Here is a 24,780-nt window from a genome sequence, read left to right as displayed (position 1 = left end):
CTTAGTGTGGTGGCATGACGACGGCCGAGCCCCCTGGGGCGGACCAGCGGATGCGAGAGGAGCTCGGCGGCCGCATCGCGGCGCTGCGCAAGAGCAGGAGTATGACGCTCGTGGTTCTCGCCGCCAAGGCAAAGCTCTCGCAGCCCTTCCTGAGCCAGATCGAACGTGGGCGCGCCCGGCCGAGCATGCCCTCGCTCCACCGCATAGCCGCGGCTCTGGGCACGACGACGCCCGCACTGCTCTCCGATACCGGCGCCAATCCGGAAGACGACAGTCACTCCGGCAACGGCAGGGTCAGCCTCGTCAGAGTCAATGAGGGACGGATGGTCTCGCAAGTGGACGGGCAGGCGAAGTCGCTCGTGTTCGGCGCTCGCGCGATGTACCCCATGGAGTTTGTCACCCAGGTCACCGAGTTCGAGGACTTCTACGAGCATACCGGCGAAGAATTCATGTACGTGATCTCGGGCCAACTCGAAGTGGACCTGGCGGACGACGGACTCTTCATGCTCGGGCCCGGAGACACCCTCTACTTCGGCGGCGGCGTGCGCCACCGCTGGCGCACCGTCGGGGCATGGCCAGCGCGGGTGCTTGTGACGCAGGCCCAGCCAATCGCCGCGACAGCGAATATTTCGGAAATGCATATTTGACCCATCAGCCATCTCAACGGGCTGGCAACCATCGCGAAATATCAACGAAACATCTTCTCGTCAGTATTGCTCATATCAATATTGGAGGTGGAGATGACTGCGGCGGCCGTCGAATTCAGCGATGTCGGCGTGCGGTTTCCGAACGGAACGACGGCGTTGTCAAGGGTCGATCTGACGATCCAACCGGGCGAGTTCGTCACATTGCTCGGCCCGTCCGGCTGCGGCAAATCGACGCTTCTCCGCCTCGCATCGGGCCTCGAAAGCGCTACCTCGGGTGCCGCGACGGTGTCGACCGATCGCATCGGATATGTGTTCCAAGAGGCGACTCTGTTGCCTTGGCTCACCGTCGCCCGCAACGTCGCACTCCTAGCGGAACTCGATGGACTGCCCCAGCGAGAGGTCTCCTCACGCGTCGCTCGCACGCTGGAACTCGTCGGACTGCAGGATTTTTCACAGAACCGCCCTCATCAACTGTCCGGTGGCATGCGAATGCGAGCATCCCTCGCACGCTCGCTAGTACGCGACCCTGAGCTCTTCCTCTTCGACGAGCCATTCGGCGCCCTAGACGAGTTCACGCGGGAACGTCTCAACGACGACCTCCGCGCTCTGTGGCAACGCGAGCGGTTCACGGGAGTGTTCGTCACGCACTCGATAGCCGAGGCGATCTACATGGGCACACGCGTCGTCGTGATGGGCGCGCATCCCGGCCGCATCATCCGCGAATACGACGTTCCCTTCGGCGCTGAACGCGATGAGCACACACGATACTCAGCGGAGTTCGCCGCCCTCTCAAGCGAGATATCGGACGTCTTGAAGGGAGCGATGTCATGAGCCGGATGACCGCACGCGTACTCTTGCCCGTCGCGTTCGCCGCCGGCGTCGTGGCGATCTGGTACCTCATCAGCGGCCTGTTGCTCTCCCCCAGCCGTCGTTTCATCCTGCCGATGCCCCACGAGATCGTGGTCGTCGCCTTCCTCGACGGCAACAACCTCATGGATCTGTTGCGACCCCTCGCGGTGTCGGCAGGCGTCGCCCTCATCGGCCTGTTGATCGCGGCCGTCATCGGAATCGTCACCGCGACCCTCATGAGCCAGGCGAGGTGGGTCGAAACGACCCTGTACCCCTACGCTGTCGCACTGCAGAGCGTGCCGATTCTGGCGATCGTGCCGCTGATCGCGTTCGCCCTCGGCTACGGTTTCGGCAGCCGCATCCTCGTCGTCGTCCTGATCGCCCTGTTCCCGATCATCACGAACACGCTCTTCGGCCTGCAGTCGGTGTCTCCACAGATGCGCGATCTGTTCAAGATCACCCACAGCTCACGGTGGACCACGCTGCGCCGCCTCGAGTTTCCGGCCGCGCTGCCCGCGATCTTCACAGGTCTGCGGATCTCTGCAGGGATGGCCGTCGTCGGCGCCATCGTCGCCGATTTCTTCTTCCGACGCGGGCAGTCCGGAATCGGGCTGGCGATCGACACGTATCGCAATCTGCTCGATGGCGAGATGCTCTACGGCGCCATCATCCTCGCCTCCGCGCTCGGCCTCGTCGTCTTCTGGCTCTTCGGCCTGCTTTCGAAGCTCGCCGTCGGCGCCTGGCATCAGCCCGACCGCCGCTGACCCACGCTCCAACCACGACCAGCACCACCCGACTCACGAACCCGGAGGACCCATGCCCATTCGCAGAATCTCCCTCGCCGCGACCGGCGTCTTCGCACTCACCGCCTTCAGCCTCGCGGGCTGCGCATCTTCGACGCCGACGGCTGCGGAGGCAGAGTCGGCCGGCGGCGACGGCGCGCTGAGCGCGTGCCCGAGCACCGTCGTGTTGCAGACGAACTGGTACCCCGAGCCCGAACACTCCGCCGCCTATGCGATGATCGACCCGGCCGACGCCACGATCGACGCGGACGCCGGAGTGTATTCCGGACCCGCCATCGCCGATGACAACGTCACGATCGAGGTGCGAAGCGGTGGCCCCTTCATCGGCTTCCAGCAGTCAACGGCGGTGCTCTACTCAGACGACTCGATCATGCTCGCCATGATCGACACCGACGAGTCGGTCAAGCTCTCCGAGAGCCAGCCGACGCAGGCCGTCTACACCCCGCTGCAAGTGAACCCTCAGATTCTGCTGTGGGATCCCGAGCGGTATTCGTTCGACTCGATCTCCGACATCGGTGACGCCGACGCAACTGTGCTCTATTTCCAGGGCGCGACCTACATGGACTACCTGCTGGCTGAGGGCGACGTGCGCCCCGATCAGGTCGACGGCTCGTTCGACGGCTCGGTGACCCGGCTCGTGGCGGGCGAGCCCGTCGTGATGCAGGGCTACATCACGCAGGAGCCCTATCGCCTCATGGTCGACTACCCCGACTACGGACGCGAGGTCGATTCTTTCCTGATCGCCGACTCCGGATACGACATCTACCCCGCGGCATGGTCAGCCAAGCCCGATGTCGTCGAGGCGCAGGCGGACTGTCTCGCCCAGCTGATTCCCGCTATGCAGCAGGCGCAGGTGGACTACATGAACGACCCGACAGCGGTCAACCAGGCCATCTCCGACTACCTCATCGAGATGGACCAGTTCTTCCAGATCACCCCCGAGATGGCGAGCGAGGTGCACAGCGTCATGCTGAACGAGGGGATCGTCACCGACGGCACGGACGGCGTTTTCGGCTCGTTCGACCCCGCTCGGATGGAGCGGATGACCGAACTGCTGACTGGAGTCTTCAGCGAGACCGGCGTGGAGATCGCCGCCGACCTCACCCCCGACGACATCTATACAAACGAGTTCCTCGACCCGTCGATCACGCTCGACTAGCGAGTGAGGGGGCGGCGCGGCCGTCCCCTCACCGTCACCACCCGCTTCGATTCAAAGGCGTCACCATGATCATCTCGCGCATCTCCGCGCTGCCCGCACGACTCAGCACCGACTACGCGCGGATGTCCCTCTTCTTCGTCCGCGTCGAGACGACCGACGGCGTCGTCGGTTGGGGCGAGAGCTGCGACAGCTTCGGCGTCTCGTACCCGACGGTGCTCGAACGCATCGTCGACGACGTGTGGGGGCCTGCGGTAATCGGCCATCCCCTCGATTCGGCACCCGCCCGCCTTGCAGCAGTACGTTCGGCCACGGCACGCACGCTCGGCTCGACCTACGCGTCGGCTCAGGCGCTGAGCGCACTGGAAATCGCCATCGCCGATGCTGCCGGCAAACAACACGGTCGCAGCGCCGCACCCGCACCGCGGCTTCGTGATCATGTCGAGGTGTACGCGGGCAACAGCCATTTCCTGGAATCCCGCGCCGCGTCAGCTCACTTCGAACTGCTCGCTCCGCTGCTCGAGCGCGGCGTGCGCAAGGTGAAGATGCGCATCGGGCCGGCTTGGCGGGATGCGATGCGCATACTGAGAGACCTGCGTCCGCTGCTCCCGGTCGAGACAGACATCATGGTCGACGGCAGCGAGCTGTTCAGCGTGGGCGAAGCGATGGAGATGGCACTGGTGCTGGCCGACCTTCGCGTGTCCTGGTTCGAAGAGCCTGTGCCCAGCACGCAACACGCAGCGATCTCGCGGATCGCCGGCGCGTCCCCGGTCCCGATCGCCTACGGGGAGCACCTCTTCAGCACCGCGCAGGCGCTCGATGCGCTGCAGTCGAGCGCAATCTCCGTCATTCAACCCGATGCGTCGATCTGTGGCGGGCTGACGGAAGCGCATCGAATGGGAACAGCGGCCGCATCCCGCGGGGCCCGCGTCGTCATGCACTTGCACGGCAGCCCCGTGACGATCGCCGCGAATGCGCTCGTCGCGGGAGGGCTGCCGGGCGTCGACCTCATCGAGTATCCCTTCCATCTGTCCCCCATGCTCGAGCGGGTCGCCCCCGCCGCAGGCTTCGGGATCGCCTCGATCGAGGACGGCAGGATCGCAATTCCGGACAGCCCGGGGCTCGGCATCGACGTCGACGAAGAGGTACTCATGGAAGGACACCGCACGTATGTCGACGCGTGATCGCAACTCAACGCCGCAGCGCGTTCTCGTCACCGGCGCAAGAGGAAAGGTCGGCGCTGCGACCGTTGCCGCGCTCGCCGGGGCCGGACACGAGGTCATCGCCACCGATCTGGGTCGCCCGAAGTATGACGCCGACGGGTCGAACGTGAGATATGTTCAGGCCGATCTCACCCAGCCCGGCGACGCCTTCGCCATCGTTCGCGACGTTGACGCGGTCGTCCACGCCGCAGGAATTCCGGAACCGACCCGCAACGTCGCGCACACGGTCTTCCTCACGAACGTCGCGGCAACGTTCGCCGTGCTCGAGGCGGCGACGGCGAACCGCGTCCCCCGCGTCGTGAACCTCAGCAGCGATTCGGTCACCGGGATGACCTGGGCGCATGCGCCGTTCGAGGGGCTGCGTTGCCCCATCGACGAGACGCATCCGGAACTCGCGCACGACGCGTACGGTCTCTCGAAGCGAGTGGGAGAGATGCTCTGCGAGGCGTTTGTCACGCGCACGGGTGGATCCGCCGTCTCGGTACGTCCGACGTGGGTGTTGACAGCCGACACCTACGCATCGAATCTCCGCCCGTTCTTCGACGACCCCGATCTCACGAGCGCGGTCTTCTGGTCGTACATCGATGTCGACGATCTCGCCGATCTGCTCCTCGCGTGCGTCGAGAGGCCGAACGGCGGCCACGAAACGGTTTTCGCCGCCGCCGCGGACAACATCGGCGGGCGCGACCTCGCCAAGGAGATAACACGGCTGCATCCCGGTGTCCCGGTCGCCCCGCTGTCGCGGACGGATGCCTCGGGAATCGACTCAGGTAAGGCCGAGGCCCTGTTCGGATGGTCGCCGCGCCGTTCCTGGCGCAATTACCTCGACGACAAGGGCAATCCGCTCGCGGCGGAGGCGACGTCGTGATGCCCACGGACCGAAGCCTCACAGTTGCAACCGGGCTCGATGCGTTCGTCAGTGACGCGCTCAGCGGCACCGGCCTGACACGGGAGGGGTTCTGGTCGGGGCTGGAAAGCATCTTCGAGGCCGTCACGCCACGCATCCACGGTCTGCTCGCCGAACGGGCTCGTCTACAGCACCGGCTCGATGCGTGGCATGCCGCGCACCCGGGTCGCGCTGGCAGCCAGGAGTACACGGCGTTCTTGCGAGACATCGGCTACCTCGTGCCCGACCGCGACCCGAGCGTCACGACGGCGAACGCGGCTCCCGAGCTCGCGGCACAGTGCGGCCCTCAGCTCGTCGTCCCGGTTACGAACGCTCGATACGCGATCAACGCCGTGAATGCGCGGTGGGTTTCCCTGTACGACTCGATATACGGAACCGACGCCCTCATCCCGCAGGAGCAGATCTCCGATCGCCCGGCGACAGTCGTGCGAACCGTGCGCGAGCTTCTGGACCATCACGTACCACTCGAAACCGGCAGTCACGCCGACACCACCGGATTCTCGGTCGTCGATGGCGCTCTCATCGTGCACGCCAGGGGCGCGCGCACGGGGCTCCTGGCGCCGGAGGGCTTCGTCGGCTTCTCGGGCGAACCAGAACAGCCGACGATGATCGCACTGCAGCACAACGGGCTGCGTCTTCTCGTCGACATCGATCGGTCGACGAGCCCCGGCGCCGTCGACGCCGCGGGTATCTCGGATGTTCGTATCGAGGCGGCTCCCACCACGATCGTCGATCTCGAGGACTCCGTCGCGGTCGTCGATGCCGACGACAAGGTGCTCGCCTACCGCAACTGGTGGGGACTGTGCCGCGGCGACCTCACCGCGCGGTTCCTCAAGGCCGGCTCCGTCATCGACAGGAGCCTCGCCCCGCCCATCGTGCTGAGAACGCCCGGTGGTGCACTGACCCAGCTGCCCGGCCGCTCTCACATGCTCGTCCGCGGCGTCGGGCTCCACATGACCACCGACGCGGTGCTGGACGCCGACGGGCAGCCGGTGCCGGAGGGCATCCTCGACATCGCGATCACGGCACTGTGCGCGACCCTCGCCAGCCGCGGCGGCCGAACCGAACAAACCCTCGCCGTCGTTGTGCCGAAACTCCATGGCCCCACCGAAGTCGCGCTCGCTGTCGAGGTGTTCGCACGCGTGGAAGCGCTCCTCGGCTTGCGCGAGCACACTCTGCTGCTCGGCCTCATGGATGAGGAGCGCCGAACATCGGCGAACCTCGGTGCGTGCATCGCTGCGGCCTCCGATCGTGTCGTGTTCATCAACACCGGGTTCCTCGACAGATCGGGCGACGAGATCCGCAGCGTCATGAACGCGGGAGTCGTTCCCGGTCGGGATAGCTTGCGCAGTGCAGCATGGATGGCTTCGTACGAATCGCGCAACGTTGCGGCCGGGCTGCGGGCCGGGCTCGCGGGCCGCGGTCAGATCGGTAAGGGCATGTGGGCTCAACCCGACGAGATGGGCCGAATGATGACGGAGAAGATCGCGCACCCAACCGCCGGCGCCAGCACCGCGTGGGTCCCGTCCCCCACGGCCGCCGCCCTGCACGCGCTGCACTATTGGGATGTCGACGTGCGCTCACGTCAGCGTAAATTGGTCGTTGAGAGCACCGGGGGCGACGACCTCTCGGCCTTGCTGACCGCCTCCGTCGTCGACCCCGCCGACCTTTCTACCGAGTACGTGCAGCGCGAGCTCGACAACAACGTGCAGGCCATCCTCGGCTACGTGTCCCGCTGGGTCGACCAGGGCATCGGCTGCTCCACGGTCCCCGACGTCGATGGCGTCGGACGAATGGAGGATCGAGCGACGCTACGGATCTCGAGTCAGCTCGTCGCGAACTGGCTCCACCACGATCTCGTGAGCCCGGCGCAGGTCGACGAGGCGCTCGACCGAATGGCCCGCCTCGTCGACAACCAGTCAGCGAATGAACCCGCACACGTGCCATTGGACTCGGATTCGTATGCCTTCCGCGCGGCGCGAAGCCTCATCTTCGAATGGGCCGACCATCCGAACGGGTACACCGAAACCGCGCTTCATCGCTTCCGCCGACTCGCGAAATGCAGAGCGCGGATGGCGCGGGTCCGAGCTGAGCGATGATGACGCGCGCCACCCACGTCGCTGAGTGAAAGCGGAGTACCGTGCACCTACTACCCTGGCGATCACCGGGGGGCGGGCGGTTGACCCGAGCGGTCGATCGATGACGCCGATCAGCGGAGCGCTTGGTCTCTTCAGCCCCGCGCGATCACGACCGCGCAGGCAGTCAGCACCGCAGACACCGGCGTCATCACGATGCGTTCCGGTCGGCTCCTCGATATGGCGTTCAGCAGCACGCCGATGCCGAAGTATGCGAACAGCACCCAGGTCGCCACCTGTGAGACGGCGCCGGCATCGCCGAGTGCTCCGGCCCGCCGCAGGAGGAGCGCGGCGAATGCCGCGTAGAGGACGACCGACACCGAGCCGCCATCAGCCTCGCCGCCACGCTGATCTGGATCAAATCAGACTTGATCAACACGGCTTAGGTGGTCCGTGGGGGGTGAACGGCTCACCGTGGGGGTATGCGCCCCGCGCTAGTCACCCGGAATCGTCTCGAATGGAAGCGGACCGGCGCACGCCGTTGTGCATCAACGACGTACGTCGGTCCCGGATTCGCGCTACGGGCCGGGCGATCGCGCGCCGGATTGATCCGGTGCAGGACCGGCTAGGCGCCGACTGCCGTGTCGACAAGTTTCCCGTCGACGAGGTGGACGACACCGTGCATGCGGGGGAGGTGGACGAGGTCGTGGGTGACGAGCAGTGTGGACGTGTTCAGCTGGTCGGTGAGTTGCAGAATCAGCTCAATGATGCTGGCTCCGCGCTCCTGGTCGAGGGCGCTGGTGGGCTCATCAACGAGGAGCACGCTGGGGTCGTTCATCAGGGCCCGGGCAATGTTCACGCGCTGCCGCTGCCCGCCGGAGAGCTGGTGCGGCCGCTTGTCGCGCTGGTCGGCGAGGCCCACCGCATCGAGGAGCTCACCGGCTCGCGCGGTTGCTTTCGCGCGGTGGCGGCGGGAGTGTGGGGCGCCGAGCTCGTTCATGACGGCGAGCTGTTCCATCGCGGTGAGGGAGGGGACGAGGTTGGACTGCTGGAACACGATGCCGATCTTGTCGCGGCGCAGCTCGGTCGCAGCTTTTGGGTCGAGGCGTGTGGCGTCGATGTCGTCGATCAGGACGGTGCCGGAGTCGGGCCGGATGAGGGTAGCGGCGACGGCGAGGAGGCTGGATTTGCCGGAGCCGCTGGGCCCGGTGATGCCGGTGACCGTTCCGGGGTGCGCGGTGAGGGTGACGTGGTTGACAGCGGTGACGCGGGCGTCTCCGTCGGGGAAGGTGAGGTGGATGTTGTCGAGGCGGATCATCGGTTGCTCCCGAGGGCGGTGAGGGGGTCGGCGGAGGTGACGGATCGGAGGGCGAACGCGGCCCCGGCGAGACCGAGAGCGATCATGATCACCCCGGGCAGGAGGGTCGTGATCGGGCTGAGCAGGAACGGCAGTGCGGTGCCTGCGAGGGCTCCGAAGAGGGCGACGAGCCCGAGCCCGACACCGATGCCGAGAAGGAGCACGATGAGGGCTTGCCCAAGGGCGTCTCGGACGAGGGAGCGGGTGCTGGCACCAAGTGCTTTCAGGACCGCGATATCGCCCTTGCGTTGCATGGTCCAGACGGTGAAGAACGCGCCGATGACCAGCCCGGAGATGCCGAACAGCATCGCCACCATCAGAAGAAGCGACCCGATTTCGGAGCGGAACGCGCTTAGCGCGGTGAGCGACCCGAGAACGCTCTCGGACACGGTCTGGTGGGCGGTGTCCGCAGCATCCCAGTCCGGGCTCCCGGAGACGGCAAGCACGGTTGCGTAGGCGTCGGGGTTGCCGGTGGCCGCGGAGTATGCCTGCCAGTCGGTCAGGGTCATCTCGACGACCGGGGTGTGGCTGTACCAGGCGTCACCGGCGATGGTGTCGACGGTGAAGGGCGTGCCGGCGATGGTGACCGTGTCACCTGCTGTGACATTGAGGGCGTCAGCGGCGGGTGTGGAGAGGCCGAGCTTCCCGTCAGCGGTCGGGGCGGTGTCGTTGAATCCGGGCTGGACGCCGAACACGGCGATCGCGGTGTGGGTGTCACCGGCTTCACCGCGGGTTTGGCTGATCCCGATCGGCTGAGCCGCGGTCACCCCGGCCGTGGAGGCCCAGTCGGTGGCCTGCTGCTCGGTGATCACCGAATCAGAGAAGCTCGCTCCGGGCTCGCCAGAAGACGGCGCGGAGAACACGACCCGATCGCCGGGGATCGCGAGAACAGCGGAGATGTTCTGGATTGCGAGCCCACCGGTGAGGCCGCTGAGGAAGCCCACGAGCACGGTGATGAGCCCGACGACGGAACCGATGAGAAGGAATCGCCCTCGGGCGAAACGCAGATCGCGCAAGGCGACGAACATGGTGTGGTCCTTTCCGGTGACCGGCTGATCTGTGACATCACCACTGTCCCGCCGGGGAGGGGAGTGAGGCATCGGTCCTCGGCACGGCTGCGGAGCATCAAACGAAGGACGGGGGAGTGGACCTTTCGGATGATTCGCGGTCCAGGGCCGGGACATAAAATTCGGGCATGCCTCACTCCGTGCTGACACCCGTGTTCGCGGGCCTGCGCACGGGCCTGCATGTGCTCTTCGTTGCGCTCATCGCGTTGATCATCGGACGGGCGATCCTCGCCCCCGCGGACGCCAGCGCGGCCGTGATCGGTCTCGCTCTGCTCACGCTCGCCACCTACGGGTCCGGTGCCTATCTGGCCCGCCGCTCCCGGGGACGCGCGGCGCGGCTGATCTGGCTGGTCGCGTTGACCCTGGAATGGGTCGTGCTGATGTGGCTGATCCCCGAGGCCGCGTACCTGGTGTTCCCGCTGTTCTTCCTCTACCTGCACCTACTCGGTGCGGGGTGGGGATCCGCGGCGATCGTGGCCGCGACGGCCGTGGCGATCACCGCGTTGGGAGCACACGGAGGGTGGAGCATCGGCGGTGTCGTCGGCCCGATCGTCGGAGCCGGGGTCGCCCTGCTGATCGGGTTGGGGTATCAGGCGTTGGCAAGGGAAGCTGCCGAACGCGAAGCTCTGATGCAGGAACTCCTCGCTACCCGTGGCCAACTCGCGGCGATCGAACACGAATCCGGGGTGCTCGCCGAACGAGCCCGCCTCGCCAAAGAGATCCACGACACCCTCGCCCAAGGACTTTCCAGTATCCAGATGCTTCTGTACGCGGCCGAACGCGCAGACCCCGACCGGCCCGGCGTCGAACACATCCGGCTTGCCCGGGAAACCGCCGCCACGAACCTCGCCGACGCACGCCGATTCATCCGCGAGCTCACACCGCCCGACCTCGACAGCCACGGCCTCGGCGGCGCCCTCCGACGCCTCGCCAAGGGCCAGTGGTCCAACCAAGGACTCACCGTCCATGTGCGAGTGTCCGACACGATCGAGCTGCCCATGCATCTGCAGACGGCGCTGCTGCGCATCGCGCAAGGCGCGATCGCCAACGTGCTCCAACACGCAGAGGCCGCCACAGCGACCATCACTCTCGCCACGACCCCGGACGAGCTCGTCTTCACCGTGAGCGACGACGGCATCGGATTCGACCCCAGCTCGCCCGCAACCCGCCACGGCAAATCCGACTCTTTCGGCCTGCAGGCCACCCACGAACGCGTGCAACAGCTCGGCGGCACCCTCCTGGTGGACTCCACACCCGGCCACGGAACGACCCTCACCGTGACTCTCAGCCCAGTGAGAGCCGCATGATCCGCCTCGTCATCGCCGATGACCACCCCATCGTCCGCGCCGGCCTCACCGCACTGTTCGATCAAGAAGCGGACCTCACCGTTGTCGCGGAAGCCGCGACCCCCGAAGAAGCCATCGCCGCGGCACAACGCGAGAACCCCGACGTTGTCCTGATGGACCTCCAGTTCGGGAACAGCGCCGAAACCGGTGCCGATGCCACCCGCCACATCCGCGCCCTCGATGCCGCCCCCTACGTGCTCGTCCTTACCAACTACGACTCCGACGCCGACATCCTCGGCGCCGTCGAAGCCGGCGCCAGCGGATACCTGCTCAAAGACGCGCCCCCACACGAACTCGTCACCGCCGTCCACGCCGCCGCCGCCGGCGAATCCGCACTCGCCCCCGTCATCGCCTCCCGACTGCTGGGTCGCATGCGATCCCCACAGATCAGCCTCAGCTCCCGCGAAATCGAAGTCCTCGAACGCGTCGCCGACGGCCGCTCCAACGCCGAGATCGCCACCGACCTCTACGTCAGCGAACCCACCGTGAAATCCCACCTCGCCCACATCTTCACCAAACTCGATGTCACCTCCCGCACGTCCGCGGTGTCAGCCGCCCGGCGGCGCGGCATCCTCCGCTGAACCGCGCCCCGGACACTGCGACAAAGCTGCACCCCTAGTGGCACGATGAGCAAGTGCCGGAGGACGTATCAACTAGCGGAACAACGCAGCCACTCGTTGTCGCATGTGATGAGTCAGGGAACGACGGGGGAAACCTCCTCGCGGGAAGCTCCCCTGTCTTCGTCCACGCGAGCGTAAGTGTGAGCAAGGCAAAGGCTGCCGAGATCATGGCGGAGGTCCGAACACGAACGCGAAGTGAGGTGGGGTCGATGGTGGAGCTGGCGAGGATTTCGCCGCTGCTGCGGGCGCTGATGATGGCGTGGTCGTTGTGGATCAGGACGATGATCTCGGTGCGGGCGTGGGCTCTGCGGACGACCACCGCCTCCAGCTGACGCCACGGAACCGGTCAGGCGTCGTGAAAGAGTTCGCGCTGCTAGCGTGAGTGCGGGAACGGGTGGGGGAGCGCACATGTCGGTTGGACTTCTGGCCGTCGTCGACGACATCCTGAGCGCGGCGCTGAAGGCGAGCGCGAAGACGGCCGGGGTGGTCATCGACGATGCCGCCGTCACGCCGCAGTACGTGCAGGGAATCACGCCGGCGCGCGAACTGCCCGTCGTGTGGAAGATCGCGCTCGGGAGCCTCGTCAACAAGTTCGTGATCATCATCCCGATCGCGCTCGTGCTGACCGCGTTCGCTCCGTGGGTGCTTCCGTACCTGTTGATCCTCGGTGGGGGTTTCCTATGCTTCGAGGGTGCGGAGAAGGTGCTGGAGTGGTTCGGCCTGCATCATGGTCCGGCAGAGGACGGCCCTCGAGACGAGGGCAAGCTCGTCTTCGGGGCGGTGCGCACCGACCTCATCCTCAGCACCGAGATCATGCTCATCGCCTTGACGAGCCTCGATCCGGGCTTGGACATCTGGATGACGCTCGGAGCCCTGCTCGTGATCGGGCTGGCGATGACGGCGCTCGTCTACGGCGCTGTCGCGCTCCTGGTGAAGATCGACGACATCGGTCTTCGTCTGATGAAGAGCCCGAAGCGGGGGATGCGGCGCACCGGGGCACGCGTGGTCGCATCCATGCCGACGGTTTTTCGTGTGATCGGCATCATCGGCACCGTCGCGATGCTGTGGGTCGGTGGACATCTGCTCATCGAGAACCTGGGTGAGACGTTCTGGAGCGGCCCGCATGACCTGGTTCACGCGGCGACTCATCTCATCGAGGGCGCCGGCGTCGTCGTGGTCTGGATCGCGGAGACCGCGATGTCGGCTGTCTTCGGGCTGGCCGTCGGTCTCGTGATCGCCGGCATCGTGTTGGCCGTCTCCCGCCTCCGACGGCGCGAGCCGGTTCACCCCGACTGACCCGGTCCCGAGTCGGGCGGGCCCGTCACACCCGTCGGTACGTGGCGGTGACCGGGCAGTCGAACGGGTCGCGAGCGGCGAGCCCGACGCGGTTGAGGTAGGCGATGACGATCCCATAGGAGCGCCACAGCGTTGTCTCGGTGTAGGGCACCTCGAGCGTGCGACAGTGCTCGCGCACGATCTGGCGTGCCCGTGCGAGGTGCGGTCGCGGCATGTTGGGGAACAGGTGGTGCTCGACCTGATAGTTCAGGCCGCCCATGAGCCAGGTCGCCCACCACCCGCCGGAGACGTTTCGCGAGGTGCGCACCTGCTTGCTGAAGAAGTCGAGTTTGGCGTCCGCGTCGATCACCGGCATGCCCTTGTGGTTCGGTGCGAACGAGGCGCCCATGTAGATGCCGAACACCGCGAGCTGTACCCCGAGGAAGGCGAACGCCATCCCGATCGGCAGAAAGACGAACACCGGCGTCCAGATGAGGGCGAATCGCGTGAGGAGGAGGGCGATCTCCCACCCGCGTTGGAAGGGCCCGTGACGAGGATCTGACGGTGCGCGGCCTCGTGAGCCAGGAAAGCGACCTGTGTGAAGAGGATGCCGAGTGCTCCGGCGGTGAGCAGCTGGAACCAGCTGTCGCCGAGAAGGATGAATCCGGTGATGCAGCCCCCGAGCGCGAGCGCCAGCGCGATCCCGACGAAGCCGTAGAACCAGCGTGTTCGACCGAGGAGCCTGCTCTCGCGCACGACCTGCGACCCGTCGGTGTACGCGCGTGCGATCGGGGGAAGTCGGCGGTGCGGGCGTACGTCTGCCTGACGGGTCTCAGACGGGATGCAGCGGTGGAGGAGATGTCCCTACCTGCGTTTCGATCGCGACCGTGTCGGCCGATGAAGCCAACGGCGGTCGCCGAACGCTGAGGGGAACGCTACGGGGTGTCGTATCCGGGCGGCGGAATACGGCGGTACTCCCAGGTGCCGGTCAGGCTCTGCCGACGACACCCGGGATGGCGTGCCGTCAGAGGGGACGGATGTTCGCGGCCTGCATGCCCTTGGGCCCGCGCTCCGCGTCGAACTCGACCTTCTGGTCCTCTCGCAGTTCCTTGAACCCGTTGCCGGTGATCGCACTGTAGTGCGCGAACAGATCGGCGGAACCATCGTCGGGGGCGATGAAGCCGTATCCCTTGTCGGCGTTGAACCATTTCACGGTGCCAGTGGCCATCGTGTTCTTCCTTCTCGTGTGCCGGCCGCGTGAGCGGCCGAGGATGTGCGGCCTCCGAGTGAGACCGCGACGGGTGTGGTGGGTGGTCGTGGGTCGTCGCGTGGGGGGCGCAGCGGATGCGGCGACGGCAGCGCGGGCGAGAGGCTCGCTGGGGTAACATCCGAGGTCGTCGCCCCGGGCGTTCTGCGCTTCGTATCGCCCGCCGGACGACGAGGCGACGAAGCCGGCGTACTCGCCGGACTGCGTGGCGACGTGGACGTCGTCATCGGCTTGCGCCCAAGACAGGACGGGTGTGGACAGAGGGGCCGCGAGCGCGGCAGAAGAAGAGGACAAGAGAGCTTTCGACGAGTGCGACGGCCAGGGATTCGGGGAATCCGCGGAGAGAACGTCAACCTGCGCTGGTGCGTCGGTGGCGTCGCGAGAACAAGATGAGTGGCCCGATGGGGCTGTTCAGTCTATCAGTTCGATGGCCGTTGGCAGCACGGTCAGCTCGCCCGGTGCAATGATCGCCGTCAATTACGCGCTGGCGGCAGCGAGTCGGGTCCGCGCACCCCGCTATGACGATCGGGAGTGACCTCACGCAGGGGGCGGTCGACGACCGAGCGCGCTTTGCCCAGCGCCTCGGTGAACTCCGCCTCCGCGGTGGAGCCGATGATGATGCCCCCGCCCACGTCGAGGCGATAGTGGCCGTCTGAACCCCAGAGAGTGCGGATGATGACCGAGAAATCGGCCTGCCGGGCGTCGAACCAGCCGATCGCGCCGGCGTAGAGGTGCCGGTCCTCGCGCTCGACCTCGCGGATCAGCTCCATCGTGCGCCGCTTCGGCGCCCCGGTCATGGAGCCGGCGGGGAAGACGGCCCGAAGCGCGTCGACCGGGGTCGTTCCCTCCTGCAGGGAGCCTTCGACGACCGTGACGAGCTGATGCACACCGCGGTAGGACTCCACGCCCATGAGCTGGGTGACGGCGACCGATCCGCGTCGGCACACCCGGCCGAGGTCGTTGCGGACGAGGTCGGTGATCATCAGGTTCTCGCGGCGGAACTTCTCATCCGTGGCCAGGCGCCACCGGGCCAGGGCGTCGCGCTCGGGATCCGCGTCGCGGGGGAGCGTGCCCTTGATGGGGCGCACCTCCGCACGCCCGTCGGCTCCCACGCGCAGCATCCGCTCCGGGGATGCCGACAGCACGACGTGCTCGTCGTGCCGCAGGTACGCCGCATAGGGCGCGGGGCTGCGCGCGCGCAGCGCGAGGTAGTGATCCAGCGGGTCTCCCGGGATCGTGTAGCGCAGAGGGAACGTGAGCACGGCCTCATACGTGTCGCCCGCCCGGAGGGCTTCGTCGAGGCGGTCGAACGCCCGCACGTACGCAGCCCACGGCGAGTCGGTCTCCGCGACGATGGGCCCGAGTTCGGTTTCGGGATGCGGGGCGTCCGCAGCCGCATCCAGCAGCGCCCGCACGCCGTCCGACCGTGCCACCGAGCTCGCGCCGTAACGGACCGTGCGCTCGAGGTGATCGAAGACCACGACGCGATCGACGCGCAGGAAGAAGCCGTCTGCCGGTGAACCCACCTCCGTCGATTCGAGGATCTCCTGGGTGTCGTAGCCGGCGGCGCCGACCCAGGATCCCATCGAGGGGATGCCGGAATCCTCGCCGTGACTGTCCGCGCCGAGCTCGCGCAGGCGGCCGAGGAAGTCGCGTCGAGGGACGGCTCGGGCGCCTGGTGTCTCATGTTCGGGTCCACCGACGACGACGCTCGTGTCGTCGTCGTCGAGGTAGCCCATGACGGAGTAGCGCCCTGACCAGTCGCGGCGATCGGCACTGTCGAGCCAGAAGGCGCGCCGGCGCCCGCGGAGCATCACGGGCGCAAGGTCGACCGGCTCGACCCACCGGGGATACCGCACCAGGGATTCCGGCTCGGTTGCGCTCGGGGGGCCCGGCGCCGCGCGAGGGGCCTCGGCGCCGTCGGGTGGTACGCCGGCTCGCGCGAGGAAGTTCGCGATCATCCGTGCGCCGTCCTCGGTGAGGACCGATTCGGGGTGGAACTGCATGCCCACATGGGGGAGTTCCCGGTGCTCGACGGCCATGACGAGCCCGTCGGGTGTGCGCGCGGTCACACGGAGCATCCCCGGCACGTCGCGGGAGGCGAGCGAGTGGTAGCGCACGACGTGCACGTCGTCGTGAACGCCGCGGAAGAGGCCCGTCCCGTCGTGTTCGAGACGGCTGAGCACGCCGTGGGCCGGTTCGACCCGCTCGACGCTGCCGCCGTGCGCCGCGACGAGACCCTGATGGCCGAGGCATACGCCGAGGATCGCGCGCTCCCGCCGTCGGAAGAGGGCCAGGCATCGTCCGAAGTGGGGCTCCGTCAACGGGTGCCCGGGGCCGGGGGAGACGATGATGGCCGCGTATGCGGACTCGTCGTCGACGTCGAAGTCGTCGATGGCGACGACGTCGGGTCGCATCCCCGTCAGGCGGTCGACGAGCTGAACGAGATTGAACGTGTAGGAGTCGTGGTTGTCGACGATGAGGACGGGCGCACGGCCGTCGTCGCCGGTCATGAGGACGGCGTCGGTGAACTCGCCTGATCCCGAGCCTCGAGGCGGACGACCACCGACTTGGAGGTCGGCGTGTTGCTCACGTCGGCGACGGACTCGAGGGGAACCAGCACATTCGTCTCAGGATAGTACGCCGCGGCGTTCCGCCGCGGCGTGGCGTAGGGGACGATGCGGAACGCCTCTGCGCGGCGCTCGCGCACGGAGCCGTCGGGTGCCGTCCACTCGGAGACGAGATCGACCATGTCCCCGTCGGCGAAGCCCATCTCCGCCACATCCTCGGGATGGATGAGAACAATGCGTCGGCCGCCGTAGACGCCGCGATAGCGGTCGTCCTTGCCGTAGATCGTGGTGTTGTACTGATCGTGTGAGCGGAGAGTCTGCAGCAGGAGACGCCCCGGGGGGATGCGGGGGTACTCGAGCCGGTTGGCGGTGAAACGCGCCTTACCGTCGACCGTCGCGAACCGGCGAGCATCGCGCGGGCCGTTCGGCAGGAAGAAGCTGCGGCCTTTCTGAATGCGTTCCTCATACCGCTCGAAGCCGGGGACGACCTTCGCGATATGCGCACGGATCAGCGCATAGTCGGACTCCATGGCGGCCCAGTCGGCGCGCGGAGTCACCTCCGATCCGGCCCCGTCGGCCTCGAACACGGCCGCGCACAGCCTCGCGAGGATCGCCACCTCGCTCAGAAGTTCCTTCGACGGGGGTGCGAGTCGGCCGCGCGACGCGTGCACCGCGCCCATCGAGTCCTCTACCGTGACGCGCTGATCGCGACCGCCGCGGCGGTCGCCGTCGGTGCGGCCGAGCGTGGGAAGGATGAGCGCTCGGCGGCCGGTCACCGCGTGGGATCGGTTGAGCTTGGTGGACACCTGCACCGTCAAGCCCACGCGGGTCATCGCCTCCTCGACGACGCCGGTGTCCGGGGTGGCGGAGACGAAGTTGCCGCCCATGCACATGAAGACGTCCACGCGCCCGTCCCGCATCGCGCGGATGGCCTCGACCGTGTCGTACCCGTGCTCACGGGGCGGGGAGAACGAGAACTCCTCGCCCAGCGCGCGGAGGAAGTCTTCCGAGGGCTTCTCGTAGATCCCCATGGTGCGATCGCCCTGCACATTGGAGTGCCCGCGCACGGGGCACACGCCGGCGCCGGGGCGGCCGATGTTCCCCTGCAGGAGGAGGACGTTGACGACGTCGCGCAGCGTCGCGACGGAATGCTTGTGCTGGGTCAGCCCCATCGCCCAGCACACGATCGTCGCCCGCGACGTGCGCACCGCCTCGCCGACGCGTCGGATCTCGTCTTCGGTGAGACCGCTCGCGACCTCGAGGTCGGCCCACGACACGTCGTCGATGAGCGCGCGGAAGGCATCGATCCCGCTCGTGTGCGCGGCGATGAACTCGTGATCGAGCACGCCGCCGGTGGTGTTCTCAGCCTCGAGGAGGTGTTTGGCGATGCCGTGGAAGAGAGCCTGATCGCCCCCGAGCCGCACCTGAACGAAATCATCGGCGATGGCCGTGCCGCCCAGGAGCGCTCCGCGCACCGTCTGCGGATTCTCGAAGCGCAGCAGACCCGCCTCCGGGAGGGGGTTGATCGCGATGATCCGCGCACCTCGGTGCTTCGCCTTCTCGAGGGCGGACAGCATCCGAGGGTGATTTGTGCCGGGGTTCTGGCCGGCGACAATGAGCAGGTCGGCCTGATGGATGTCTTCGAGGGAGACGGTGCCCTTGCCGATGCCGATTGTCTCGGTCAGAGCGGAGCCGCTGGACTCGTGGCACATGTTCGAGCAGTCGGGAAGATTGTTCGTGCCGATCCCGCGGACGAGGAGCTGATACAGGAAGGCGGCCTCGTTCGAGGTGCGACCGGACGTGTAGAAGACGGCGCGATCGGGGTCGTCCAACGTGCGCAGGGCGTCGGAGATGAGCTTCAGCGCTGCGTCCCAGCTGACGGGGCGGTAGTGGGTGTCCCCCTCCTCCCGGTACACCGGCTCCGTGAGGCGCCCCTGCTGTCCCAGCCACCAGTCGTCGTGCGCGCGCAGCTCGGCAATCGAATGATCGGCGAAGAAGTCGGACCCGACGCGGCGGACGGTGGCCTCCTCGGCGACCGCCTTCGCGCCGTTCTCGCAGAATTCCGCGAGGTGGCGTTTGTCCTCTTCCGGCCACGCGCAGCCGGGGCAGTCGAAGCCGTCCTTCTGGTTCACCCGCGAGAGCGTGCGCAGCGATCGCACCGTCCCCATCTGCTGCTGCGAGATCTGCAGCGCGTGGAGGACGGCGGGAATCCCCACTGCTGTGCTCTTGCGATCGGAGACGCGCAGGCGGGATTCGTCGATGTCGGAGGCAGGAGGCTTCTTCGCCATGGCGCCATCGTGCCACACCGGGAATGTCTGGTGCGTCCGCTCGTCGCCTCGACTACCGCCGCGGACCACCCGTCAGAGAGCGGCGGTGAGGGCCTGATCGATGTCGGCGAGCAGGTCGTCGACGCCTTCGATGCCGACCGACAGCCGCACCAGGGTCTCGGGCACGGCGAGTTCGGTGCCGCGCACCGAGGCGTGGGTCATCGCGTCGGGATAGTTCAGCAGCGACTCCACGCCGCCGAGCGATTCGGCAAGGGTGAACAGCTTCGTCGCCTCCGAGAAGGCCCGCGCCTGTGCGCCGGTCGCCAGATCGAGCGAGACGATCCCGCCGAAGCCCGACATCTGGGTCGCTGCGATGTCGTGGCCCGGATGCGAGGGCAGTCCGGGGTAGTGCACCGCGGTCACGCGCGGGTCGTCGACAAGCGCCTCCGCGATGCGCTGGGCGTTGGTGCTGTGGCGCTCCATGCGGATGCCGAGCGTCTTGATGCCACGCGTGGTGAGCCAGGCGTCGAGCGGCCCCGAGACGGCGCCGGCGGCGAACTGCAGGAACTTCGTCTTCTCGTGGATGTCGGCGTCGGAGGTCATGATCGCGCCGCCGACGACATCCGAGTGCCCGCCGAGGTACTTGGTCGCCGAATGCACCACGACGTCGGCGCCGAGAGCGAGCGGGCGCTGCAGTGCCGGAGTCGCGAAGGTGTTGTCGACGACGAGCAGGGCGCCGACCTCACGGGCGGAGCGCGCGAGCGCGGCGATGTCGGTGACCCGCAGCAGCGGGTTGCTCGGCGTCTCCACCCAGACCAGCTTCGGGGTCGTCTCCGACAGCGCCTGCTCGACGGCGCTCGGGTCGCTGAGGTCGGCGACGCGCACCGTCACGCCCCAGGGGACGAGGATCTTCGAGATCAGGCGATACGTTCCGCCGTAGGCGTCGTTTCCGAGGAGGATCTCATCGCCCGGGCGCAGCACCCCGCGCAGCAGCGCGTCTTCCGCCGCGAGGCCCGACGCGAAAGACAGGCCGAAGTCGGCGCCCTCGATCGCGGCGAGCTGCCGCTCCAGCGCCGTGCGGGTGGGGTTGCCGGCGCGCCCGTAGTCGTAGCCGTCGCGCAGGTTGCCGATGCCGTCCTGCACGAACGTCGACGAGAAGTGGACCGGGGGGATCACGGCGCCGCTGGTGGCATCCGGCTCCTGACCGGCGTGCACGGCGAGGCTGTTGAAGTCGCGGGCGAGGGGAGAGCTCATGGGGTGTCCTCGGGGTCGGTGTCATCGGATGACGGCAGGTGGGCGGCGAGCCACGAGTCGTCGAAGAGCTTGTTGAGATAGCCGCGGCCGCCGTCGGCCAGGAGCACCACGACGACGGCCTCTTCCGGAAGGTCGCGCGCGGTGCGGAGGGCGGCGACGACGGCCATGCCGCTCGAGCCGCCGACGAGCAGGCCCTCCTCGGTGGCGAGGCGCCGCGTCATCTCGAACGATTCCGCGTCGGAGACGCGCTCGAAGCCGTCGACGGCGTCGGGGTCGAAATTCGGCGGGATGAAGTCTTCGCCCACCCCCTCCACGAGGAAGCCGTGCACGGGGCCGCCGGAGTAGATCGAGCCGACCGGATCCGCGCCGATGATCTGTACGCGGCCGTCGGAGACCTCGTGCAGGTAGCGGCCGGTTCCCGAGATGGTGCCGGCGGTGCCGACGCCGGCGACGAAGTGCGTCACCCGGCCGTCGGTGTCGCGCCAGATCTCCGGCCCCGTGGTCTCGTAGTGACTGCGGGGGGCGGCCGGGTTGGAGAACTGGTCGGGCTTGAACGCACCGGGGATCTCCCGGGCGAGTCGATCGGAGACGGAGTAGTAGGAGTCGGGGTGCTCCGGCGGCACCGCCGTCGGGACCTCGACGATCTCGGCGCCATAGGCGCGCAGGGTGGCGACCTTGTCGCCGGCGAACTTGTCGGGCACCACGCAGATCATGCGGTAGCCGCGCTGCTGGGCGACGATCGCCAGGGCGACCCCGGTATTGCCGCTGGTCGGTTCGACGATGGTGCCGCCGGGCTTCAGCAGCCCCGCGCGCTCAGCCTCGTCGATCATCGCGAGCGCGATCCGATCCTTCGCGGAGCCGCCCGGATTGAGGTACTCGACCTTCGCGAGAACGGTGGCGCGTATGCCCTCGGTCACGGATGTGAGGCGGACCAGCGGGGTGTTGCCGATGAGCTCGGCGATCGATTCGGCGTAGCGCACGGGGGATCCTGGAGTGTCGTGTCCGCGCGCGGTCGCGCGGAGGATGGGTCGTCGAAGAAGCGCGTATGCGCTACAGACAACAGTGACACGTCGAGAACATCCCGGCTATTCTGCGACGCCGGCGCCTCGCCTGGCGAACCGGTGTCGTCATATGACGACACATCGCATCTCAGCGGTCCAGGGACTGGAACCGGCGCACCGAGAGTGGCACGAACACCAGGAACATGCCCGCTGTGAAGATCAGCACGTACACGACCGGATGCTCCAGGGGCCACGAGCCGGTCGAGGCCGCGCTGGTCGGCGCGTTGCCGAACAGCTCGCGGACCGCCTGCACGAGCGCGGAGACCGGGTTCCACTCGGCGAAGATGCGTAGCGGGCCCGGGAGGTTCTCGCTGGGGACGAAGGCGTTGGAGATGAAGGTGGCCGGGAAGAGGATGAGGAAGGACGCATTGTTGATGACCTCGGGGCTGCGCACCAGGATGCCGAGGAAGGCCATCACCCATGAGAACGCGTAGGAGAACAGTGCCAGCAGCCCGACGCCGATCGCGAAGTCCGCCGCCGAGGACTCGACGCGCCATCCGACCGCGAGTCCGGTGAGCATCATGACCACGAGCGAGAGCACGTTGATGACGAGATCGCCGAGCGTGCGGCCGATGAGCACCGCCGACGGGTTCATCGGCAGGGTGCGGAACCTGTCGATGATGCCGTCTTTCAGGTCCTGCGCCATCGCGGAGCCGGAGTACGTGGAACCGAAGACGATCGTCTGCGCGAAGATGCCGGCCATGAGGAACGACGTGTAGTCCTCGCCCGGCACGTCGATCGACGATCCGAACACGAAGGTGAACAGCAGCACGAACATGATCGGCTGGATGAGCGTGAACACGAGGATGTCGGGAACGCGCACGATCTTCTTGATGTTGCGCCAGGTCGCGACGTAGCCGTCGGAGAGGAAACGAGACAGCGGCGAACCGGGGAGTGGTTCGAGGGTGCTGCGAGCCGGGCGTTCGGTGCCGTGCCCGGTGCCGTGGCCGGCGGTCGTCATGCCGCCGTCTCCTCGTCGTCGCCCTCGGCGGCATGGCCGGTCAGCTGCAGGAAGACATCGTCGAGCGTGGGGCGCCGCATGCCGGCGTCGTGCAGGGTGATGCCGGCATCCGCCGCGTCGGTGATGATGCGCGCGAGGGCGTCTGCGCCGTCGGCGACGGGTGCGACGACCGTGCGTTCGCCGTCGGTCGCGATCGGGCCCGTGCCGTAGCGCTGCAGGATCTCGCGTGCCGGCGCCACCTGGGCGTCGTCGACCACCGTGACGGCGACGCGCTGTCCGCCGACGGAGGCCTTGAGCTGGTCGGCGGTGCCCTCGGCGATCACGCGGCCGGCGTCGATGATCGAGATCGAGTCGGCGAGGCGGTCGGCCTCCTCGAGGTACTGCGTGGTCAGCAGCACCGTGGTGCCGCCGTCGACGAGGGACTCGATGACATCCCACAGGGCCAGGCGACTGCGGGGATCGAGCCCCGTCGTCGGTTCGTCGAGGAAGAGCACGGGTGGATTGATCACGAGGGCGCCGGCGAGGTCGATGCGACGCCGCATGCCGCCGGAGAACCCCTTGACGGGACGGTTCTGCGCCTCGACCAGGTCGAACAGCTCGATGAGCTCCCGGGCGCGACGCGTCGCTTCGCGGCGCCCGAGGTGGTAGAGCAGGCCGACCATCAGCAGATTCTCGAACCCGGTGAGGTTCTCGTCGACGGCGGCGTACTGGCCGCTCGCGCCGCTCATGCGCCGGATCGCCTGGGGGTCTGCGAGCACATCGACCCCGTCGATCGTGGCCGAGCCGGAATCGGGCCGGATGAGGGTGGTGAGCACCTTCACGGTCGTCGTCTTGCCGGCGCCGTTGGGACCGAGGAGGGCCGCGACGGTCCCCTCGGGGACGGACAGGTCGAGTCCGTCGAGGGCGCGCAGCGCGGGCGCGCCCTTGGGTCGATACGTCTTGACGAGTTCGTTCGCCTCGATGAACGCCATGCCGGGATGGTACTGCCAGCGTGCGACATCGAGGCGAACGAACTCTGTCGCGACGTCCTCAGGCCTTGCGGGACTCCTCGAGGAGCTCCGGGTGGTGGATGGCAGCCACGTCGGGGTGGGCCCGCAGCCGCGACTTCAGCTGGTTCTCCCCGTACGTGCCGTGGATGATGTTGTCGGGGTCCTGCTCGATGCCCCGGGAGGTCGACCGGTACTGCTCGTCGATGTCGAGACGGGGCATCTGCACCGCGAGCGCGGGGTTGAAGAACATGGGCACCGAGATGCGCTCGGTGCCTTCGGCGGGAGCGATCACCCGGTGCACCGTCGCGCGCAGGTATCCGTCGGTCGCCCACTCCAGCAGTTCGCCGATGTTGACGATGAGGGCGCCTTCGACCGGGGGCACGTCGTACCATTCCCCTTCGTACTCCACCTGGAGCCCGCCGGCGCCCGGCTCGATCCACAGCAGCGTCAGAACACCGGCGTCCTTGTGCTTGCCCACGCCCTGGCGAGACGGCGCGTCATCGGGTACGCCCGGGTAGCGCACGATCTTGAGGTGGGTCTGCGGGTCCTCGGCGAAGAGGTCCAGCAACGTGTGCGGCTCCGCGCCGAGCGACTGCGCCCACGCCTCGAGCAGGCGCCGTCCGATTGCGGTGAGCGTCTCGGACCACTCCTCGACCACCTCGCGCAGCTCGGGGAGCGCGCTCGGCCACAGATTCGGCCCTTCGAGGACAACGTAGGCCGGGTCCTCCGGGCCGCGCTCGATCGGTTCACGACCGGGGCCGATGTCGATCTGCTCGCGCCAGTCGACCTGACCCTGCGTCAGCTCGCCGCCGAGGCGGGCGTACCCGCGGAAGTGCGGTGAGGTGAGGTTCTCGATCTCGAGCTTGGCCTCGTCGGGCAGGGCGAAGAACGCACGAGAGGTCGTCAGCAGGCGCTCCTGCAGCTCGTCGGGGATGCCGTGTCCGACGAGGCTGAAGAAGCCCACCTCGTGGGTGGCACGACGCAGCTCGGCGCGGAAGCGGTCGGCGGCCTCGGGGCCGTCGTCCAGCAGGGAAAGATCGAGGACGGGAACGGGGGAGTCGGTCATGACGACGAAAATAAGCCGTC

The 24,780-nt window shown here is 67.6% G+C and carries 22 protein-coding genes and 1 pseudogene; 11 read left to right on the top strand and 12 right to left on the bottom strand.

Annotated elements, in window-relative coordinates; all coding sequences use genetic code 11:
* The first annotated feature begins 14 nt into the window (after positions 1-14).
* From B4E30_RS12705 to B4E30_RS12675, 7 genes are all read left to right on the top strand, one after another.
* Positions 15-647: a helix-turn-helix domain-containing protein gene (locus B4E30_RS12705; RefSeq protein ID WP_071044177.1), complete on the top strand. Its 633-nt coding sequence runs from the start codon at positions 15-17 to the stop codon at positions 645-647.
* A gap of 87 nt (positions 648-734) precedes the next feature.
* On the top strand, positions 735-1,478 hold the full coding sequence (locus B4E30_RS12700; protein WP_286795475.1) for an ABC transporter ATP-binding protein: 744 nt from the start codon (positions 735-737) through the stop codon (positions 1,476-1,478).
* A complete protein-coding gene (locus B4E30_RS12695) occupies positions 1,475-2,260 on the top strand; it encodes an ABC transporter permease (protein WP_071044175.1) in 786 nt (261 codons plus the stop codon). The genes B4E30_RS12700 and B4E30_RS12695 overlap by 4 nt, the downstream gene beginning before the upstream one ends.
* Before the next feature lie 52 nt (positions 2,261-2,312).
* Positions 2,313-3,458, top strand: a complete 1,146-nt coding sequence (locus B4E30_RS12690) for an ABC transporter substrate-binding protein (protein WP_176759393.1) — start codon at positions 2,313-2,315, stop codon at positions 3,456-3,458.
* A 65-nt stretch (positions 3,459-3,523) separates the two neighbouring features.
* On the top strand, positions 3,524-4,639 hold the full coding sequence (locus B4E30_RS12685; protein WP_071044174.1) for a mandelate racemase/muconate lactonizing enzyme family protein: 1,116 nt from the start codon (positions 3,524-3,526) through the stop codon (positions 4,637-4,639).
* Entirely contained in the window at positions 4,626-5,546 is a 921-nt protein-coding gene (locus B4E30_RS12680) for an NAD-dependent epimerase/dehydratase family protein (RefSeq protein WP_071044173.1), read from the top strand. The genes B4E30_RS12685 and B4E30_RS12680 overlap by 14 nt, the downstream gene beginning before the upstream one ends.
* Complete coding sequence (locus tag B4E30_RS12675) at positions 5,546-7,684, top strand: malate synthase G (protein WP_071044172.1); 2,139 nt, start codon at positions 5,546-5,548, stop codon at positions 7,682-7,684. The genes B4E30_RS12680 and B4E30_RS12675 overlap by 1 nt, the downstream gene beginning before the upstream one ends.
* A gap of 131 nt (positions 7,685-7,815) precedes the next feature.
* Here the strand turns inward: B4E30_RS12675 and B4E30_RS12670 are convergent, their stop codons facing one another.
* The 3 genes from B4E30_RS12670 to B4E30_RS12660 form a co-directional block, all read right to left on the bottom strand.
* Entirely contained in the window at positions 7,816-8,040 is a 225-nt protein-coding gene (locus B4E30_RS12670; RefSeq protein ID WP_071044171.1) for a hypothetical protein, read from the bottom strand.
* Between the two features lie 245 nt (positions 8,041-8,285).
* Positions 8,286-8,978, bottom strand: a complete 693-nt coding sequence (locus B4E30_RS12665) for an ABC transporter ATP-binding protein (RefSeq protein WP_286720160.1) — start codon at positions 8,976-8,978, stop codon at positions 8,286-8,288.
* Positions 8,975-10,045, bottom strand: a complete 1,071-nt coding sequence (locus B4E30_RS12660; RefSeq protein ID WP_286795473.1) for an FtsX-like permease family protein — start codon at positions 10,043-10,045, stop codon at positions 8,975-8,977. Before B4E30_RS12660 ends, B4E30_RS12665 begins: the two co-directional genes overlap by 4 nt.
* 167 nt (positions 10,046-10,212) lie before the next feature.
* Here B4E30_RS12660 and B4E30_RS12655 point away from each other — a divergent pair, with 167 nt between their 5' ends.
* The 4 genes from B4E30_RS12655 to B4E30_RS12640 all read left to right on the top strand — a co-directional run bounded on the left by B4E30_RS12655 (position 10,213) and on the right by B4E30_RS12640 (position 13,346).
* On the top strand, positions 10,213-11,391 hold the full coding sequence (locus B4E30_RS12655) for a sensor histidine kinase (protein WP_286720154.1): 1,179 nt from the start codon (positions 10,213-10,215) through the stop codon (positions 11,389-11,391).
* Entirely contained in the window at positions 11,388-12,011 is a 624-nt protein-coding gene (locus tag B4E30_RS12650; RefSeq protein ID WP_286720152.1) for a response regulator, read from the top strand. The genes B4E30_RS12655 and B4E30_RS12650 overlap by 4 nt, the downstream gene beginning before the upstream one ends.
* Positions 12,012-12,259: 248 nt before the next feature.
* The gene (locus B4E30_RS12645) at positions 12,260-12,382 is read left to right on the top strand and encodes a hypothetical protein (RefSeq protein ID WP_286720149.1); all 123 of its coding nucleotides are present in this window, start codon (positions 12,260-12,262) and stop codon (positions 12,380-12,382) included.
* 76 nt (positions 12,383-12,458) lie between these two features.
* On the top strand, positions 12,459-13,346 hold the full coding sequence (locus tag B4E30_RS12640; protein ID WP_286720146.1) for a DUF808 domain-containing protein: 888 nt from the start codon (positions 12,459-12,461) through the stop codon (positions 13,344-13,346).
* Between the two features lie 25 nt (positions 13,347-13,371).
* Here the strand turns inward: B4E30_RS12640 and B4E30_RS12635 are convergent, their stop codons facing one another.
* From B4E30_RS12635 to B4E30_RS12595, 9 genes and pseudogenes are all read right to left on the bottom strand, one after another.
* Positions 13,372-13,968 (bottom strand): fatty acid desaturase family protein, encoded by a 597-nt coding sequence (locus tag B4E30_RS12635; protein ID WP_286720176.1) that lies wholly within the window; start codon positions 13,966-13,968, stop codon positions 13,372-13,374.
* 381 nt (positions 13,969-14,349) lie between these two features.
* On the bottom strand, positions 14,350-14,553 hold the full coding sequence (locus tag B4E30_RS12630; protein ID WP_071044020.1) for a cold-shock protein: 204 nt from the start codon (positions 14,551-14,553) through the stop codon (positions 14,350-14,352).
* A gap of 512 nt (positions 14,554-15,065) precedes the next feature.
* Positions 15,066-17,105 (bottom strand): chorismate-binding protein, encoded by a 2,040-nt coding sequence (locus B4E30_RS12625; protein ID WP_286795472.1) that lies wholly within the window; start codon positions 17,103-17,105, stop codon positions 15,066-15,068.
* Positions 17,102-19,450 (bottom strand): FdhF/YdeP family oxidoreductase, encoded by a 2,349-nt coding sequence (locus tag B4E30_RS12620; protein ID WP_286795471.1) that lies wholly within the window; start codon positions 19,448-19,450, stop codon positions 17,102-17,104. Before B4E30_RS12620 ends, B4E30_RS12625 begins: the two co-directional genes overlap by 4 nt.
* 72 nt (positions 19,451-19,522) lie before the next feature.
* Positions 19,523-20,683: a cystathionine gamma-synthase gene (locus tag B4E30_RS12615; protein WP_286795470.1), complete on the bottom strand. Its 1,161-nt coding sequence runs from the start codon at positions 20,681-20,683 to the stop codon at positions 19,523-19,525.
* Between the two features lie 38 nt (positions 20,684-20,721).
* Positions 20,722-21,663 (bottom strand): annotated as a pseudogene (locus tag B4E30_RS12610) (PLP-dependent cysteine synthase family protein); the annotation flags it as partial.
* Positions 21,664-21,832: 169 nt separating this feature from the next.
* Positions 21,833-22,705: an ABC transporter permease gene (locus B4E30_RS12605; RefSeq protein ID WP_286795469.1), complete on the bottom strand. Its 873-nt coding sequence runs from the start codon at positions 22,703-22,705 to the stop codon at positions 21,833-21,835.
* On the bottom strand, positions 22,702-23,676 hold the full coding sequence (locus B4E30_RS12600) for an ATP-binding cassette domain-containing protein (protein WP_286795468.1): 975 nt from the start codon (positions 23,674-23,676) through the stop codon (positions 22,702-22,704). Before B4E30_RS12600 ends, B4E30_RS12605 begins: the two co-directional genes overlap by 4 nt.
* Before the next feature lie 58 nt (positions 23,677-23,734).
* Positions 23,735-24,760 (bottom strand): isopenicillin N synthase family dioxygenase, encoded by a 1,026-nt coding sequence (locus B4E30_RS12595; RefSeq protein ID WP_286795474.1) that lies wholly within the window; start codon positions 24,758-24,760, stop codon positions 23,735-23,737.
* Positions 24,761-24,780: the final 20 nt, after the last annotated feature.

The sequence above is a fragment of the Microbacterium sp. UBA3394 genome, assembly GCF_002358725.1.
In the GTDB taxonomy this organism is placed as follows: Bacteria; Actinomycetota; Actinomycetes; order Actinomycetales; family Microbacteriaceae; genus Microbacterium; species Microbacterium luteum.
The sequence above is the reverse complement of the archived record's forward strand: the minus strand, read 5'-3'. Positions and strand labels throughout refer to the sequence as shown.

What these genes read in the sequence shown, in the direction of transcription:
- B4E30_RS12620 (WP_286795471.1), bottom strand. Translation starts at nt 19,450, where the DNA reads ATGGCGAAGAAGCCTCCTGCCTCCGACATCGACGAATCCCGCCTGCGC.
- B4E30_RS12675 (WP_071044172.1), top strand. Translation starts at nt 5,546, where the DNA reads ATGCCCACGGACCGAAGCCTCACAGTTGCAACCGGGCTCGATGCGTTC.
- B4E30_RS12665 (WP_286720160.1), bottom strand. Translation starts at nt 8,978, where the DNA reads ATGATCCGCCTCGACAACATCCACCTCACCTTCCCCGACGGAGACGCC.
- B4E30_RS12630 (WP_071044020.1), bottom strand. Translation starts at nt 14,553, where the DNA reads ATGGCCACTGGCACCGTGAAATGGTTCAACGCCGACAAGGGATACGGC.
- B4E30_RS12605 (WP_286795469.1), bottom strand. Translation starts at nt 22,705, where the DNA reads ATGACGACCGCCGGCCACGGCACCGGGCACGGCACCGAACGCCCGGCT.
- B4E30_RS12705 (WP_071044177.1), top strand. Translation starts at nt 15, where the DNA reads ATGACGACGGCCGAGCCCCCTGGGGCGGACCAGCGGATGCGAGAGGAG.
- B4E30_RS12695 (WP_071044175.1), top strand. Translation starts at nt 1,475, where the DNA reads ATGAGCCGGATGACCGCACGCGTACTCTTGCCCGTCGCGTTCGCCGCC.
- B4E30_RS12650 (WP_286720152.1), top strand. Translation starts at nt 11,388, where the DNA reads ATGATCCGCCTCGTCATCGCCGATGACCACCCCATCGTCCGCGCCGGC.
- B4E30_RS12615 (WP_286795470.1), bottom strand. Translation starts at nt 20,683, where the DNA reads ATGAGCTCTCCCCTCGCCCGCGACTTCAACAGCCTCGCCGTGCACGCC.
- B4E30_RS12625 (WP_286795472.1), bottom strand. Translation starts at nt 17,105, where the DNA reads ATGACCGGCGACGACGGCCGTGCGCCCGTCCTCATCGTCGACAACCAC.
- B4E30_RS12640 (WP_286720146.1), top strand. Translation starts at nt 12,459, where the DNA reads ATGTCGGTTGGACTTCTGGCCGTCGTCGACGACATCCTGAGCGCGGCG.
- B4E30_RS12600 (WP_286795468.1), bottom strand. Translation starts at nt 23,676, where the DNA reads ATGGCGTTCATCGAGGCGAACGAACTCGTCAAGACGTATCGACCCAAG.
- B4E30_RS12690 (WP_176759393.1), top strand. Translation starts at nt 2,313, where the DNA reads ATGCCCATTCGCAGAATCTCCCTCGCCGCGACCGGCGTCTTCGCACTC.
- B4E30_RS12660 (WP_286795473.1), bottom strand. Translation starts at nt 10,045, where the DNA reads ATGTTCGTCGCCTTGCGCGATCTGCGTTTCGCCCGAGGGCGATTCCTT.
- B4E30_RS12645 (WP_286720149.1), top strand. Translation starts at nt 12,260, where the DNA reads ATGGTGGAGCTGGCGAGGATTTCGCCGCTGCTGCGGGCGCTGATGATG.
- B4E30_RS12680 (WP_071044173.1), top strand. Translation starts at nt 4,626, where the DNA reads ATGTCGACGCGTGATCGCAACTCAACGCCGCAGCGCGTTCTCGTCACC.
- B4E30_RS12685 (WP_071044174.1), top strand. Translation starts at nt 3,524, where the DNA reads ATGATCATCTCGCGCATCTCCGCGCTGCCCGCACGACTCAGCACCGAC.
- B4E30_RS12595 (WP_286795474.1), bottom strand. Translation starts at nt 24,760, where the DNA reads ATGACCGACTCCCCCGTTCCCGTCCTCGATCTTTCCCTGCTGGACGAC.
- B4E30_RS12655 (WP_286720154.1), top strand. Translation starts at nt 10,213, where the DNA reads ATGCCTCACTCCGTGCTGACACCCGTGTTCGCGGGCCTGCGCACGGGC.